Here is a 13,593-nt window from a genome sequence, read left to right on the forward strand (position 1 = left end):
CGCCGGAAGGCCCAGGGGTCTGACCCCGGAAGGGCGCTTCGGGGCCTAGGCGTTGACGACCTGCCCCGGAACGACCAGGTACCCCGCTCTCGGGAAGTGCACATGCACCGTCCCGACCGCGTCATCGTCCCGCGCCAGCACCACGCGTTCGCGGTTGGCGGCCACCAGCGTTCCGTGCACCGGATCGCGGCCGTAGTCGTCAGCCATGACCATCACCGGAGCGCCGGGCTTCAGACCCAGCGGGTCGTTGTCTTCGTGCGCGGGCGCCGGGGCGGGGGAGGCGGCCTTCGCGACGGCCAGGGCCTCGGACCCGGTCATGGCCTCAGGCTTGCCGTGGCCCAGACCGGCGACCTTCGCGCTCCAGGCGGTCAGGCGCGGCATGCCCTGCGTCAGCGCCTTGAGCGTGTCGGGCAGGGCGCCGCCGAGGAACCAGACGTTCATGTAGGCCGCGATGTCCGCCAGCCCCGGGCCGTCGGCCTGCAGCCAGCCGCCCCCGGTCTGCGCCAGCTGGTCCTCGATCCAGCCGGCCTGGCTCCGCCATTGCTGCGACAGCGGCGGGCCGGCGGCCTTCATCGCCGCGGTGTCGAACGGCCGGCCGGACATCGCCTCGCGGTCCTTGATGAAGGCCGCGGGCACGCTGTCGCCGATGGCGCCGAAGATGATCGGCACGGTCGCCTGGAAGAACGGCCGGTCGGCCCACAGGTTGATCGCCCAGTCCAGGCCGCCGCGCACGGCGCGGGGCTCGGGCCAGCGCCGCTCGATCTCGGCGAGGATCACCTGGGTGTCGCAGTAGACGTCCGCCCCGATCTGCAGCGACGGCGTGCGCCGGTATCCGCCGGTCAGCGGCAGATAGTCGGGCTTGGGCATCATGCTGGGGATGATGACCGACTTCCAGGCCATGCCCTTGAGGCCGAACAGCAGCCGCACCTTCTCGGAAAAGGGCGAGGTGTCGAAGTGATGCAGGATGGGCAGATCGGTCATGGCGTTTCCCGGAGATCGTCACGTTTGAGCCGATCGGACGCGCCTGCCCGTCGGTCAGTCTATGAAAAAGCACTTTACGATGCAAAGTAAGTGCGCTAATCCGGAATCACAGACATTGGGGCCGGGAGCGCCTGACATGACCGACGAGAAGATTCAGACCCTCAGGGACGACATCGCCTTCATGAAGGCGCTGGCCCAGGAGGGCAGCACCGTGCCGCTGCTGTTCGGCGGCAACATGGTCGCCGCCGGGCTCATTTTTGGCGCGGCGTCGGTCGGGCACTGGCTGATCGCCACGGACATCCTGGCCGTGTCCGACTGGGCCTATCTGATCAACTGGGTGGGCGCCGGGGCGCTGTTCGGCGTGGTCTGCACCCTGCTGGTTCGCCGCGCCAGTTCACGACCGGGTTTCAACGCCGCGGCCAACAGGGCCACGGGCTCGGCCTGGTCCGGGGTCGGGTTCGCCATCTTCGCCATGTGGATGGGGATCATGGCCTATGCCTGGCGCAACCAGGCCTGGGAGGTGATGAACATCTTCCCGGTGATCATTTTCGGGGTCTACGGCGCCGCCTGGCTGGTCGCCGGCGACATGACGGGCAAGGGCTGGATCAGGCTGGTCGCCCTGGGCTCGTTCGCCGGCGCGGTGCTGATGGGCTTCATGAGCGGCACGACGCAGCAGATGCTCGGCTATGCCGGATGCCTGTTCCTGCTGGCGGTCGTGCCGGGCCTGGTGCTGATGCGTCAGGAACCGTCGGACACGATTTGAGAAGGGTCGCGTCATGACCGACGGTTTCGACATCGAGGGCATCGACGAGGTCATCCACGGCCGGGTCAGGCTGGGCGTCATGGCCTATCTGTCCGGCGCCGGATCGGCCGACTTCAACACCCTCAAGGCCCGGCTGCAGGCCACGGACGGCAATCTTTCGGCCCATCTGCGCAAGCTGGAGGACGCCGGGTTCGTCAAGGTCGAGAAGGCCTTCGTCAACCGCAAGCCGCTGACGACCCTGACCCTGACCGACAACGGCCGAAAGGCGTTCGCCGCCTACCTCGACGCGATCAGCAAGCTGGTTGAGGGAAGAGGCTAGCCCTTGCTCCCGGCGCGGGGCGAGTTAAGTCCTCCGCATGACCTTTACGCGTCGCAATGCGCTCTTCGCCGGCCTCGCGGCGCTCACGGCCAGTCTGGCCGCCGCCTGCTCGCCGCTGTCCATGTTCGCCACCCTGGCGCCGAAGGACCGCGCCCGTCGCGGCGCGAGCGGCATCGCCTACGGCCCGCTGCCCCGGCAGACGCTCGACGTCTACACCCCGGCCGTTCCGGCGCCCGGTCTGCCGACGGCCGTGTTCTTCTATGGCGGCTCCTGGGACTCGGGACGTCGGCAGGACTATCGCTGGGTCGGCCAGGCGCTGGCGGCGAAGGGCTTCGTCGCCATCGTCGCCGACTATCGCCTCTATCCGGAAGTCCGGTTCCCGGCCTTCCTTGAGGATGGAGCCCTGGCGGTCCGCTGGGCGGCCAACCATGCGGCGGAATACGGCGGCGACCCGTCGCATCTGGTGCTGATCGGGCATTCGGCGGGGGCCTACAACGCGATGATGCTGGCGCTAGACCCGTCCTGGCTTGAGGCGGCCGGCGTGGATCCGGCGGCGATCCGCGGCGTGGCGGGCCTGGCCGGTCCGTACGACTTCCTGCCGCTGGACGGACCCGTCACGCGCCGCACGTTCGGCGACGCGCCGGACCTCGCCCTGACCCAGCCGATCCGGTTCGTCGGCCCCCAAACGCCGCCGGTCTTCCTCGCGACGGGTGAGGCGGACACCACCGTCTATCCCCGCAACAGTCGCAAGCTGGAAAAGGCCCTGCGCGAGGCCGGCCGACGGGTGGAGGCGCACTACTATCCCGGTGTCGACCACGCCGGCATCGTCCTGACCCTGTCCCGCCCGCTTCGGGGTCGCGCACCGGTACTGGATCAGATGGCGACATTCCTGAAGGCGCGGCTCTAGCGTCCGGCCTTTCGGCGCCCATCTACCGGCCATGAGACTGAACCAGGTCACCGCCTCCGCCCGCGATCTCGCCGCCTCGACCGCCTTCTACCAGGCGCTGGGCCTTCGGCTGATCGTCCAGACCGACCACTACGTCCGCTTCGAGTGCCCGGACAGCGACGGCGGAGAGCCGGCGACCTTCTCGCTGCACCTCGACCCCGACGCGGCCGGCGTCACGGCGACGTCGGTCTATTTCGAGGACGACGACCTCGACGCCACCGTCGGGCGGCTGAAGGCGGCCGGTCTGGCGTTCGACAGTGATCCCGTTGACCAGAGGTGGCTCTGGCGCGAGGCTTGGCTGCGGGACCCCTCCGGCAACCGCGTCTGCCTCTACCGCGCCGCCGAGTCCCGCCGCTTCCCGCCCTGGCGGTTGAGCTAGTCCGCGCCGGTCCGGCCGTATTTCAGCAACACCGACAGCGTCCAGGGATCGGCGCCACCGGACGAGACGTCGTCCAGCCGCCAGCGGCCGCCGGACTTCTCGAAATGAAAGTGGATGCGCTCGGCCCGGCCCCCGTTGCGGAACGACGCGGTGACGGTCATCCGGTCCTCATGCCCGTCGACGAACGCGCTGCCGATCGACAGGTCAGTCAGCGTCCAGTCCTGGGCATTGGTCCAGTAGAAGAAGTCGACCCGGCCGACCTCGCCCCCGGAGTCCCTGCGCATGTCCTCCCACAGGGCCAGCATGCGCGGCGTGTAGAGCGCGTCGGGCGGATCATAATCGCCGCCGTTGGCAAGCTGGTCGTAGACGCCGGCGACATAGATCGGCGGTGCGTCGTCCAGCGACTGGCTCCAGGCGGCCCCGGGGGTCAGCAGGAGCAGGGCGGTCAGCAGCAGCGCGCGCATCGAAATCTCCGCAACCAGGTCCGGTCAGGCTGGCCCGGCCTCCACCCCCTGTCAAAGCCGCGATTTCTGCGTGGCGGCCCGCAATGGGCCAACCCTCTGGCAAGGTTGAGGGAATGCCGTCCAGGGCGACTGCAAACGGGCCTGACGCGGCTCAACTGAACACCGTTCATATTGCGGCGCAATTGAACGGCGAGGCCTTAAGAGCTATATGCCCTGCCTCCGAAGCGGCCGTCGATTTTGTGCGGCGCCGCGAAATCTCCCGAGTAGAGGGACCCGCTATGCTGCTGACCATGATGAAGGCCAAGCTGCACCGCGCCACGGTGACCCAGGCTGATCTCGACTATGAAGGCTCGATCGCCATCGACCGGGATTTGCTCGACCAGTCGGGCATCCTGCCGCACGAGCAGGTCGACGTGCTCAACATCACCAACGGCGCGCGGTTCACCACCTACGCCATCGAGGCCCCGCGCGGCTCGAAGGTGTTCGGCGTCAACGGCGCCGCGGCCCGTCTGGTCCAGAAGGGCGACAAGATCATCGTCGTGACCTACTGCCAGCTGCGGGCTGAAGAGGCCCGCAACTACAATCCGACCGTCGTGCTTCTCGACGACGCCAACCACATCAAGCACGCGGCCTGATCCAGCGCATTGAGTGAACCGGCCGGATGGCGCAGGGTTCTTCCAACAGGAGGATTCCATGCGCACGTCCCTGACTGTTCTCGCCGTCGGCCTCGCCGCGCTGGGCCTGGCGGCCTGTGAGCCGGCCGGCCCCAAGGGCATCGACAGCGAGCTGCTGACCCAGCAGGTCAGCAAGGCCATCGGCGATCCCAACACCTGCGTGCTGATCGTCGAGAAGAGCACCGCCAAGGTCGTGTTCCGCTACGGCGACTACATGACATGCGCGCTGGGCCGCCCCGCCTGCGACGGCGTCGGCATACTGAGCACCGATGATCTCGCGAAGCTGGCCGCGGCCGGCGACACGCGCACCACCAGCTGCGATGCGACCGGCGACGCGGGCCGCGTCGGCTGGGCCTCCGGACCCATCACCCCCTCGGCCGGCTCGACGGCAGGCGATCTCGCCTACGCCGCCAACATGCAGGGCCCCAGCGTCCTCCCCGGCCGCGAAATCAAGGTCCGGCTGGAGAGCGCGTTCAAGAAGTCCGGCCTGTAGTCGGGCAGGGGACATGTACCGAAGGTAAGTGTCCCCGAGTGTCCGGGCTTCCTGGGTGACAGCCTTCGCGCCGGCCGGCTTGCCGAGCCGTAGCGGCGCACATCAGTGCGGCGCGAAGGCTGGTAGGCCCGGAGGCTACCACGGATCATTGAAACTATTACTGTTTTCGAAATCACTGCCGTTTCGTACCAACAGATATACCAACAAAACTCGGGCGGCTTCGCACCACGCGTGGACATTGGCAAAGGCGGTCCGCGGTGACCAAGCGGCAGGCCGCCACGATCCGGCGGAAGCCCTGATGCGATCTGGCCTTGCGAGGCACGACCTCGTCATGCTGCGGTCACAAGAAGGCGATCAATCCAGCGGCGGTTGCGAGTTTGATTGAGCTTTAGGACGTGTGTCGTCAGCGCGGAGTATTCTTCATTGGCTTTCCGCATCTCGGCGAGTTCCGTTATTAGCTGGCCGGCTCGGGCCTTGGCGTCCAGTGCGGCTTGCTGATTTCCAGCCTTCGTTCGCCGTACAGCCATGTCGAGCTGCAGCGTCACCTCGGCAATTTTCCGGCGGATAATCAGGGCCTTTTGTTCTCGCCGGCGCCGGATGTAGGCGTGGTTGAGATGGTAAATGCGGATCGACGCTCTCGCGCGTTCGAACTCCGTCGGCTCGTCGGCAATGGCCGCCTGCGGTGTCGCAACCCCGAAATCGTTGAAGCCGATCAACCCGACCTCGTTGGCGCGGCAGGGATCGATTAGCGCGGGATACTCGTCCTCAAGAGGATCGGTGGGTTTGCTTGCGCGCGTTCCGCCCGCCAGGAGCGGAAATTCGGAACTTTTCCCACCGCCGCCGACAACAGAGCCAGCGTTGATGCGTCTCTCATTGCAGAAGCGACAAGCGAACCTCAGATTCTCGCTTTTGAACGCAAGCCACCAATAGCCGGAATGACCGTTGGCGGCGACGCCGCCCTTCGGTCGATAGTGGTCTACCTGATAGTCGTCGCGGATCCGCAAAGTCTCGCAATAGAAGCACTTATTCTTCGAGAGCTGGCTCAGGGGGTCTTTGAGGTCCCCCCAGATGGAAGCGTATTCGCCGATCTTCGCCGGCTTGTCGGCAGCCCCCTTAACGGCCTCCTCCGCGGCCAATGCCCGTGCTGTCCAACCTGCGGGCAGAATGAGGTCGCTTAGCGAAATACCTCTCATTTTGGGCTATCGAACAACTCGTCGAGAACCTTGTCCATCAGTTCGTCGCGATCCCTCAGTTGCTTGCTGGTAAGGGCGGCGTCCCCAGTAAACAGGGCAGCCTCGCGGTCCATCACACGCTTGACGAATTCCGCGTAAAGCGGATCGGGCAAGGCGGCGGAGACGTCGACCTCGGCCAGTCGTTCATTGACTTGCTGGAGTTCGGCCGACTGCTTTGGCGACCGGCCCTCTCCGAGAGCCACAAGCTGGTGTTTGTCCTCAACGTCCTTTTGAACCGATGGGGACATGAGTGAGGCCAGCCCGAACATTTCGCTCATGAGCACACCGGGCACGCCCAGCTTGCTCGGATCTTCGGTCGGGGCCCTAGCTTCGATCCGGCCGTTGTCCGATTTGACGAGCAGCCTGACCTGCCGACGGTCTGCCATGGCAACGGCGACGGGGTCATGAGTCACCAGAAGGAGGTGGCGAGTCTGATCCTGCCCGACCACCTTTTCGACTAGTTCCAAGAATTTGAGGCCCCAGACCGGGTTGAGGTGGGTATCTGGCTCGTCGAGCAGGAAGAGGCTCTCCTCGTCACGCGTGAACCTGAGGAGCCCGAGCACCATCAACAGCTGCTGCTCACCTTCGCTCAATTCTCTGAAGCCGATACCGCCGTCCGCGTCCGTCTTGCGGATCGTCACGGCCACATCGTGGATCAAATCTGAGACGAAGGCGCTTTCCAATAGCCGGAACAAACTTCTCGAGCGCGGCTCGTCCGGGGGGCGCAGGCTGTCGACGATCAGACGCAGATCTTCGACGCGCCGAATGAAAAGGTGGATCCTTTGTCGGCCGGTCTTGGTGTTGATGCCCGTTCGTTCCTTAGCCACCAGCTGGAGGGGGGCGAGCGAGGCCTTGTAGAGCCTTTTTAGAAACTCTCTGACGACGCCCTTGGCCTTCCAAAACCTGGCCTTGTCGCGCACGGATTGATTGACGCCCCAAGAGGGTCTCTGCAGCACGAAGAGCGCGCTATCTAGTTCCTCAATGCCGAGCTCTTCGCGCAAGACCGATAAAGCCTCGGCTTCCTGCTCGATGAGGAAGGCGAGCAGCACGAACCGGCTGTGAATGGGACGGCCGTAGATCAGGCCCTGATGCGCTGAGATGTCGCCCGCAATCATCCGGTCGCGAAACGCGACGAGGGATCTGTCGAACAGGCGGCTGAGCCGATCACTTGCACCAGAATAGTAGGCAAACACAGTTTTCGGCAGGAAGCCCTTTTCAGCCAAGGATGAGAGTTGCACGGGCGCCTGATCAACGGAGAAAAGGGTGCGTGGACGTTCCCGAAATGGATCGTGGTCGACCCGGACCCGAGCGCCCTTGATTTCATAGGTAAGGCGATAGGGAAAATCGGTCTCCGACGCCCGGCCCTCAATGAGGTCCCTGAAGATGATGACGAGGGCCTCGATAAGGTTCGACTTGCCGGCGCCGTTGTTTCCCACAATGAGCACGTCGGGTACGTTCGGATCGAATTCGATCTCGAAGCCAGCGAGGTTCTTGTAGCGGGGCAGGCTGAGTTCCAGCACTCTCATGACGGATCGCGTCCAGGGCCGGCAATGAGATTGCGATCCTCGTCTTCCGCAATCAAGTTTGCGTCCACCAACTGGCTAAGCTCACCATAGAAAACCTCCACCTCTTCGACATCAAGGTTGGAGGCAGCGAACAGCTGTTCCGGAGAGAGCGGACCAGAGGCCTTTGCGATGATATCCAGGAGCGACACTCGCTTTGTGTGCTGCATTATTTTCAAAGGCGTCAACCTCTTCGCTTTGGCTGGACGTGTCCGGGCCGTTTCAGCCGGGGACGCAATCGGCGCTAATGGCTCCTCGGACGGACGACTTCGAAGGCCCTCTAGGGCCTGCGCCAACAGCATCGGCCGGACAGCGTCCAAGAGGCGTTTCGCTTGCTGGGCCTCCCTTTCGAAATTCTCGATTTCCGCGACCGCGAAGCTCAGAGTCTCGTCGATCTGGTCGACTTCGGAAGAGGGCGGGATCGGGATCGGAAGGGCCTTGACCGCCCGCGAGCTGATGGAGGCGAGGTTGCTCGTTTGCGTTCCAGCGGCCTCGAGATATCCGTGCGCCACGTAGTTGACGTAACGGGCTAGGAACAGCGGACTAACCCCGCCTGTCGTCAGCCTTACGCGGAATACATGGTTCTGATGAATGCAGTCGGCGATCTGATCCTCCCAGATCCAACCTCGACCTAGCTTGTCGCGGTCTCCGCCCTCATTCATCAGAACGTCGCCTGACCTCAACGCCAGACGATCAGCGTCTGTCCTACGCAGGCGTATCGTGCGGATGTCGCGCAGATCGAGATGGCCGCGCTGAACGTTGGCGACGCGGAGATAGGGACGTTCGACTAGTTCTTCGTCCGGAGCGTAACGGCGGCCCAAGGCGACGCCGCCCTGGACGTCGGCGATATCGCCCAGGTTCCTGGTCGTCCAGCCGTCGCGCGGCGCGTAGGCGGCCCGGAACAGTGCTTCGTTATAGGCGGAAAGCTGATTGGTCGCGCAGGCCAGCTCCAAAGCCGCAGTTCCAACCGTTCGGTCGACTTCGTTCATGAACCTCACGATCTCGTCCTGCTCCGACAACGCTGGTTGAGGCAGGGGAAGGCTCGCAAGCGTCTGGGTGGAGAGGTGTTTGACCGTTATTGACGAGGTGTTCGCGTTGATCGCCCGAAGGTAAGCCGGGAGGATCAACTCTAGGAATCCCTGTCGGTAATGCGGCGAGTCGATGGTGATCTTTGCAACGCGCTGGTTGAGGAGCGCACGCGGTCCCTCCCAGCGGGCGGAGCGAAACTCCCCGTCCAGCCCGACCAAGAACTCACCGGGCTCCACCCAGTCGCGGTCGTCAATGGGTCCGGAATAGAGTGTTTTGGTATTGTTGCGTCCTATGTCCCGAATGCGGATCAAGGGCACTCCGCCCAACTCGTTGAAGTAGCGGGACGCGAACGCGAAACCGGACTGAATGTCAGCGATCATCCGGAGTTCGACGCGGGGCCATCGCTCGGCGGACCCCAGCAAAGGGTCAGTCGAGGCCGCCACCAACTCCGAAGTGCTGCTTCGAAGCGCCATCAATCCGCCGTCGCAACGTCGATACGCGCGGCGAGTGCCTCAACCGCTGCAGATGCTCGCTGCATATGTTCACGCACGGCGTCGAGGAGGTCGGAAGGCTCGTCGAGCTCGTCTTCGCTGGCGTCCGGCTCCGTCAGCCAAACGACGTCAAGTGTGTCGTTGCGTTTCTCGAGTTCTTCTCGCGAGATTTTTCGAAAGCGGCTTTCGGCCTCTCCGGTGTCGACGCGTGCTCCAGAGCCGTCCGCCGCTCCCCCGAACCGAGCTATGAAGTCCACGAAGTCGTCGGCGCGCAACGGCCGCGATTTGCCGAAGGCGGGAAGGCCCGCCCGCAAATCGTAGAACCACGTGTTCGACGTAGTGGCTCCGGGGGTGCGATTGAAGAACAGCACGCTGGTGCGGATGCCCTGCGCATAGAAGATGCCGGACGGCAGTCGAAGGATCGTATGAAGATCGAACTCGTCTAGGAGCCAAGTGCGCACCCGGCGCGCCACTCCGCCCGCGAACAAGACATTGTCGGGGACGATCACTGCTGCCCGCCCCCCCAACTTGAGCGATCTCCCGATGTGTTCAATGAAGGCCAGCTGTTTGTTCCGGCTATCACCGGTCAAAATGAGGTCGTCGCGACCCGGCTTCCGACCGCCCTTCGACACACCGAAGGGCGGGTTGCTGAGCACGAGATCCGCCCGTGGAAGACTGGTGCCCGCTGTTCCCAAGGTATCCCCAGAGATTATGCCGTCGGCCCTCATGTCATGCAGCAGAAAATTCATCAGCAGCAGGCGGAATGTCTCCGGCACGAGTTCGGATCCGGTGAAGTGCGCGTCTGCTGCCGCCGCCCCTGTTTGGCTCTCGACGGCTCGCTTTGCGGCCACCAGAAACCCGCCGGTGCCAGCCGCCGGATCCTGAATGATCTCACCGGCCCTTGGCCGGGTGACCGCCACAAGACAATCGACCAGCGGCCGGGGTGTAAAATATTGCCCGGCACCGCTTTTTCGGTCCGTCGCGACCTTCTCCAGAAGGCCTTCGTAAATGTCGCCGATCCGCTCGACGTCGCTCGCGTACCATGAAAGGGATTGGATGGCGCCAATCAGACGCATCAAGGTCGCATCGCTGCGAACCGATGTGCGCGCGTTGGCAAAAACCGCAGCGACCTCCTTGTCCGTATGCGCTGCCAGCATGGACAGGGTCTGCTCATAATGCGCCAGGGCGTTGTCGGGGCGCGGCTCTACCAAAGACTTCCAACGAAAGTCGGCAGGCAGAACCTCCTCGCGCCCTTGCTCCGCCAACATCTTCAGGAACAGCAGATACGTGAGCTCAGTCAGGTAGTCCTGCGCGGTCACGCCATCGTCCCGAAGGACGTCGCACAAGGCCCAGAGCTCCTGAATGACATCCCGAACGGACTCACCAGCCATGGTCATCGCAGTCGCCGATCTCTTCAAGCCTGGTCGCTTGCTGTGTCGTTTAGCGCGCCGGCTCCTCGATCCGCTAGTCCGCTGTCGACCGTCGGCGGGTCTTTATCCGCAGCGCCCTCCAAAGCCGCTCAATCCGAGCGCCGGCGCGGTTGGGCGTCCGAAGGCCGGCGCGGGCCGCGGCTGCGACCGTTGGTCCGCACTTGTGACTGCCGAGGCGCCCCGGCAGCGTCAGTGCGATACCCGTCCTGGAGGTACGCAGGGGTTCGGAGCCTGAAGGTCCGCAGGGGTTTCTGAGAACAGGCTGTGCCACTGGCAGGCCAATCAAGCTGCCACTTTGAGTCAGATTCGAACTGTGGCGCTACCTTGCGCGTTGGCCGATTGTCGGGCGATCCTTTGGATAGCGGACCGCGACACGCCCAGACGCTTGGAGAGCATTCCCAGGGATAAGCCTGCCGCGAGCCCCTCGACTGCTTCTAGCCTTTGCGCCGCGTTTAGCGCCGGCGGCCGACCAAGCCTTTTGCCGGCAGCCTTGGCGCGGCGGAGGCCTGACTGCGTTCGCTCGATAAGCAGGTCGCGCTCGAATTCCGCAACAGCGGCGATCACACCCATGGTCATGCGGCCTGCTGCGCTGGTCAGGTCGACGCCCCCCAGCGCTAGGCAGTGTACGCGAACGCCCTCTTGCGCCAATCGGTCAACAGTGGCGCGCACGTCCATGGCGCTCCGCCCTAGCCGGTCGAGTTTGGTGACGGCCAAGACGTCTCCGGGTTCGAGCTTTTCGACGAGACGCGCGAACTGCTTTCGCTCGAACGCCGGCACCGAACCTGAAATGGTCTCCTCAATGGTGCGCCGAGAGGTAATGCTGAAGCCAGCGGACGCGATCTCTCGGATTTGATTTTCAGTTGTTTGATCACCGGTGCTCACCCGGCAATAGGCAAATACTCTGGACATCCAAGTTCTCCGTGTATCGAAACTACGGTTCGAAATTTCGCATGTATTGAAATCGAGGACATCCTATTTTTCGATACACATAAACACGCTGTATCGAAACCGGTCGATTTCGATCACTGCTTCCAATTACTGATATCCTGATCGAGGGGTACGCTTGCCTCCCATGCCGGAGCGGAGCTCCGCGGCGCGCGGTCGGGCCGTTGATCACGGTGACGCGAGGATGAAGTTCTTTCTTTGTTCTCATTCGGCGTGGCGCTACGGTGCCCTGCATTCCAGGAGGACAGAGTGATGGAGCCCATGCTTGGGGCGGCACCGCGGACGGTTCGGCTTGACGACTTGAGGCCGGAATACCGACGCGTCATCGAACAGACCGCTCGCGAAGAGATCACGCAGTTTGGTGCTGACGGCGACCCGGGCGCCATCGAGCGACTTGCCGCAGCGGGGCGCATGCAGGACTGGCCGACCTACGAAGGCAGGATCCTAGCGAACTTGGTCTCTGACGCGCAGATCGAGATCGCGGCCGGGCTGCGGCAGACCAAAGCGGTCCTGTCCCTATTTGGCGGTCTAGGTGTCGTTTCCAAGAAGGTTGTTCACACGCTGCCAAGGCGTGAGGCCGTTGATGCCCGAGTGTGGTCGGCTGGCGTTGTAGCTGTCGGTCCAGGGTTTGATGGCTTCGGTGCGCTGGTCTGACGAGGCGTAGGGCTTTGCGTAGGCCCACTCGCGCAGGCTGGTCTGGATGAACCGCTCGGCCTTGCCGTTGGTGCGGGGCGTGTAGGGCCGGGTGCGGACGTGCCGGGCCCCGGCCTTGCTGAGGGCGTCAGCGAAGAGCTTGCTGCGGTAGGCCGAGCCGTTATCGGTCATGACCCTCTCGACCGTGACCCCGTGTCGGCCCAGCCAGGCCAACGCGCGTTCGAGGAAGGCGGTCGTGTCGTGCTGGCCTTCGCTGGGCAGGATCTCGGTGTAGGCCAGGCGCGAGGCGTCATCGACGCAGACGTGCAGGAAGTCCCAGCCGGCGCCGCGCGAGGTTCCGGCCTGACGGTCACCCGTGACCCGGTGACCCTCCATCCGGAACCGGCCCAGCTTCTTGATGTCCAGGTGGATCATCTCGCCGGGGGCGGCCCGCTCGTAGCGGTTGGCCGGCGGCCTGGGCTCCAGCGCCGACAGCCGGCCAAGACCCAGCCGGCGCAGGATCAGCCCGACCGTCGAGCGGGCCATGCCCAGCCGGGCGGCGATCGCCGGACCGGTCAGCCGCTCCCGCCGCAGGGCCTCGATCCGCGCCACCAGGTCCTCACCGACCTTGCGCGGACACCGTCTCGGCGCCGAGCTGCGGTCGTGATGCCTTCGCTCGCCCCCGAGCCGATGCCGGACCAGCCACTTGTGCGCCGTCCTCCTGGACACGCCGGCCGCTCCAGCCGCGGCCTTCACCGTCCAGCCACCAGCAACACGATCAGCCAGCAAGGCTCGACCGGACGGCGTCAGACGGGCATTCTTGTGGACGTTCATCCGGGGTCTCCCCGGTTAGAGGTTGGAGTGTCGCAACACCACTCTCTCAACCCAACCCCGGGTGAACAACCTTCATAGCTTCGACATCTAGGCCAAGCTCATAAAATCGCGGTGCGTCATGTCGACAGGCCCGCGGACCACAGGTCGATGCGAAATGCCGCCAGGTAACCGATGGCGGCGAGACACCAGTTCCTCGGCCCCTCGCTAGGAGAGCACGGGCGGCTGCTCCTGCGGTGCACCAAGTGCGACTACGAGGTCAGCATGTCGGCCACGGTAGCGATCAAGCGTTTCGGGCGAGGCGCGACGCCGCATGGCATCCGACTACGCTCGCGCTGCTCGGTCTGCGACAAGACCGACCATATCGCCGTCACCATCCGGTAGCGGCCTGAGGCCCCTGCGCTTGTGGGCAATAGACCCG

General features: G+C 64.4%; 15 protein-coding genes. 7 read left to right on the top strand and 8 right to left on the bottom strand.

Going from position 1 to position 13,593, the window contains the following annotated elements; genetic code table 11:
• Positions 1-45: 45 nt before the first annotated feature.
• The gene (locus AC3WJT_RS09945; RefSeq protein ID WP_492342954.1) at positions 46-981 is read right to left on the bottom strand and encodes a glutathione S-transferase family protein; all 936 of its coding nucleotides are present in this window, start codon (positions 979-981) and stop codon (positions 46-48) included.
• Between the two features lie 136 nt (positions 982-1,117).
• Here AC3WJT_RS09945 and AC3WJT_RS09950 point away from each other — a divergent pair, with 136 nt between their 5' ends.
• From AC3WJT_RS09950 to AC3WJT_RS09965, 4 genes are read left to right on the top strand one after another with little or no spacing between them, the layout of a single operon-like run.
• On the top strand, positions 1,118-1,744 hold the full coding sequence (locus AC3WJT_RS09950; protein WP_492342955.1) for a hypothetical protein: 627 nt from the start codon (positions 1,118-1,120) through the stop codon (positions 1,742-1,744).
• A gap of 13 nt (positions 1,745-1,757) precedes the next feature.
• Entirely contained in the window at positions 1,758-2,063 is a 306-nt protein-coding gene (locus AC3WJT_RS09955; protein ID WP_492342956.1) for a winged helix-turn-helix domain-containing protein, read from the top strand.
• Positions 2,064-2,100: 37 nt separating this feature from the next.
• On the top strand, positions 2,101-2,970 hold the full coding sequence (locus tag AC3WJT_RS09960) for an alpha/beta hydrolase (protein ID WP_492342957.1): 870 nt from the start codon (positions 2,101-2,103) through the stop codon (positions 2,968-2,970).
• Positions 2,971-3,001: 31 nt separating this feature from the next.
• Positions 3,002-3,388: a VOC family protein gene (locus tag AC3WJT_RS09965; protein ID WP_492342958.1), complete on the top strand. Its 387-nt coding sequence runs from the start codon at positions 3,002-3,004 to the stop codon at positions 3,386-3,388.
• Here the strand turns inward: AC3WJT_RS09965 and AC3WJT_RS09970 are convergent.
• A complete protein-coding gene (locus tag AC3WJT_RS09970; RefSeq protein ID WP_492342959.1) occupies positions 3,385-3,852 on the bottom strand; it encodes a YqhG/Tai3 family protein in 468 nt (155 codons plus the stop codon). The two genes, AC3WJT_RS09965 and AC3WJT_RS09970, sit on opposite strands and share 4 nt — an antisense overlap.
• 278 nt (positions 3,853-4,130) lie before the next feature.
• Here AC3WJT_RS09970 and panD point away from each other — a divergent pair, with 278 nt between their 5' ends.
• On the top strand, positions 4,131-4,487 hold the full coding sequence (gene panD / locus AC3WJT_RS09975) for an aspartate 1-decarboxylase (protein ID WP_492342960.1): 357 nt from the start codon (positions 4,131-4,133) through the stop codon (positions 4,485-4,487).
• A 58-nt stretch (positions 4,488-4,545) separates the two neighbouring features.
• Positions 4,546-5,019 carry a hypothetical protein gene (locus AC3WJT_RS09980; protein WP_492342961.1) on the top strand — a complete coding sequence of 158 codons (474 nt, stop codon included), beginning with the start codon at positions 4,546-4,548 and terminating at the stop codon, positions 5,017-5,019.
• 329 nt (positions 5,020-5,348) lie between these two features.
• Here AC3WJT_RS09980 and AC3WJT_RS09985 read toward each other — a convergent pair whose 3' ends face one another.
• The 6 genes from AC3WJT_RS09985 to AC3WJT_RS10010 all read right to left on the bottom strand — a co-directional run bounded on the left by AC3WJT_RS09985 (position 5,349) and on the right by AC3WJT_RS10010 (position 13,175).
• The gene (locus tag AC3WJT_RS09985) at positions 5,349-6,212 is read right to left on the bottom strand and encodes an HNH endonuclease family protein (protein ID WP_492342962.1); all 864 of its coding nucleotides are present in this window, start codon (positions 6,210-6,212) and stop codon (positions 5,349-5,351) included.
• On the bottom strand, positions 6,209-7,777 hold the full coding sequence (locus AC3WJT_RS09990) for an ATP-binding protein (protein WP_492342963.1): 1,569 nt from the start codon (positions 7,775-7,777) through the stop codon (positions 6,209-6,211). Before AC3WJT_RS09990 ends, AC3WJT_RS09985 begins: the two co-directional genes overlap by 4 nt.
• The gene (locus tag AC3WJT_RS09995; protein WP_492342964.1) at positions 7,774-9,315 is read right to left on the bottom strand and encodes a restriction endonuclease subunit S; all 1,542 of its coding nucleotides are present in this window, start codon (positions 9,313-9,315) and stop codon (positions 7,774-7,776) included. The genes AC3WJT_RS09990 and AC3WJT_RS09995 overlap by 4 nt, the downstream gene beginning before the upstream one ends.
• A complete protein-coding gene (locus tag AC3WJT_RS10000; RefSeq protein ID WP_492342965.1) occupies positions 9,315-10,730 on the bottom strand; it encodes a class I SAM-dependent DNA methyltransferase in 1,416 nt (471 codons plus the stop codon). Before AC3WJT_RS10000 ends, AC3WJT_RS09995 begins: the two co-directional genes overlap by 1 nt.
• 333 nt (positions 10,731-11,063) lie before the next feature.
• On the bottom strand, positions 11,064-11,672 hold the full coding sequence (locus AC3WJT_RS10005; RefSeq protein ID WP_492342966.1) for a recombinase family protein: 609 nt from the start codon (positions 11,670-11,672) through the stop codon (positions 11,064-11,066).
• Between the two features lie 564 nt (positions 11,673-12,236).
• A complete protein-coding gene (locus tag AC3WJT_RS10010; protein WP_492342967.1) occupies positions 12,237-13,175 on the bottom strand; it encodes an IS481 family transposase in 939 nt (312 codons plus the stop codon).
• 171 nt (positions 13,176-13,346) lie between these two features.
• On the opposite strand from AC3WJT_RS10010, the gene AC3WJT_RS10015 reads away from it, so the two are divergent.
• On the top strand, positions 13,347-13,556 hold the full coding sequence (locus tag AC3WJT_RS10015; protein ID WP_492342968.1) for a hypothetical protein: 210 nt from the start codon (positions 13,347-13,349) through the stop codon (positions 13,554-13,556).
• Positions 13,557-13,593 lie beyond the last annotated feature (37 nt).

It is taken from the genome of Caulobacter sp. FW305-C-30-S16 (assembly GCF_058783025.1).